This window comes from Bradyrhizobium sp. CFUWI (assembly GCF_056429085.1).
Map to the genome: position 1 here is coordinate 1 of NZ_JBWJZE010000348.1, position 217 is coordinate 217.

Annotated in this window: 1 protein-coding gene; it reads left to right on the forward strand. The window is 55.8% G+C overall.

Features of this window, described 5'->3' with window-relative positions:
• Nucleotides 1-217: hypothetical protein (locus AC066S_RS40110; RefSeq protein ID WP_478272111.1), on the forward strand; the 217-nt coding region annotated here is incomplete at both ends.

Below are 217 nucleotides of genomic sequence, written 5' to 3' on the forward strand. Positions count from 1 at the left end.
GTCGGCAGCCGATCGCAAGCGCATTCTGCGATTTGTCATCCGCGAAGTCGTTCTTGATCAGAAGCGGACCCGAGGTCAGGTGTGGCTCAAGATCGTCTGGCAGACCGGCGCAACCAGCGAGCATCACGTACAACGGCGCGTTCATACCTACCGCAACTATATCGACATTGATCGGTTGCGGCGACGGATCGTCGAGTTGAATGCTGAACACAAAATG